Raw genomic sequence first — 1,178 nt, forward strand, 5'->3', positions numbered from 1 at the left:
TGCCGCACCACCTTCAACTGCACCGACGCGTGCCCCCGTGGCATCGAGGTCACCAAGGCCATCCAGGAAGTCAAGCGGGCCCTGCTCTTCACCCGCTGACCTCCCCGGTCCACGAAGGCCGCCTTCATCGAAAGATGCAGGCGGCCTTCGTCGTTCGCCAATGACTGTGCGGTGAGGAGTGTTTGCAGGTATTCAGAGCTACGCCCGGTCGACATGGCAGAGAAATTTTGACATTGGCAGACTTCTATAGCAATCGCGCTATTATTAAGTCATGGCTAGGGATACTCGTGCCGCCCAGCTGGTGAGCCTGGCAAGTGAGCAATGGGGCCTGGTGACGAGCCGCCAGGCCGGAGCCGTCGTGGGCGTGAGCCCACAGCAGCTCAAGCAGATGGCCGATGCGGGGACGCTGGAGCGAGTTCGTCACGGCATGTACCGGGTTGCGCGCTTCCCTTACGACGAGCACCAGGACATGCGCGTCGCGTGGATGGCCCTCGATCCCGAACGCGTGGCCTGGGAGCGCCTGGACGATCCGGTACCTACCGGAGTGGTGTCTCACCGATCGGCCGCAGTACTACACGGTCTCGGTGATGTGGATGCCGACGTGGTGGAGCTGACCACGCTGCGTCGGGTGCGGCTGTCGATGCCGGAGGTCGAGATCCATCGCGGGCATCTAGACCGCGACGACTGGCAGGTGATCGACGGACTTGCGGTCACCACGGCGCTGCGGACGATCGCCGATCTGGCGGCCGCCGGCCTGGACGTCGGCCATCTAGCGGGTGTTGTTCGTGACGGGCTGGCACGTAGCCTGGTTACCGCGGATCAAGTCACAGCAGCGCTGTCCGAACACGCACACAGCTATGGCCAAGTGCCGTTTGACGGGCGCGGATTCCTCGAAGCACTCATCGAGGAATCCGGGGTTCCGTCCGCGGCGGTGTCGCTGGCCCAGATCGCGGGCCTGCACGCCGTCTCCGGTGCGACCGACACTCCTTCACTGGTGGCCGCGCTCGAAGCGCTACTACCCCCTGGCCAGCTGGCCGCGGCGTTCAACCGGATCCGCAATGAGATCGCCCACGGAGGGCCGGGCGCTGCGCTGCTTGCGGGCATCGCTGCGGATCCGGCGCTGCTCGAGATGATCGAGACCACCGCGGCGCGGGCCGGAGAGCAGGCCCGCGCCGCAC

At 65.8% G+C, this 1,178-nt stretch carries 1 protein-coding gene and 1 pseudogene; both read left to right on the plus strand.

What is annotated here, in order from left to right:
• Window positions 1-99: pseudogene (locus V8688_RS31965) on the plus strand (succinate dehydrogenase iron-sulfur subunit); the annotation flags it as partial.
• Window positions 100-271: 172 nt separating this feature from the next.
• Window positions 272-1,178: type IV toxin-antitoxin system AbiEi family antitoxin domain-containing protein (locus V8688_RS31970; protein WP_342802384.1), on the plus strand; the 907-nt coding region annotated here is incomplete at its 3' end.

The organism is Nocardia sp. No.11 (assembly GCF_038752175.1).
Taxonomy (GTDB): Bacteria; Actinomycetota; Actinomycetes; order Mycobacteriales; family Mycobacteriaceae; genus Nocardia; species Nocardia canadensis.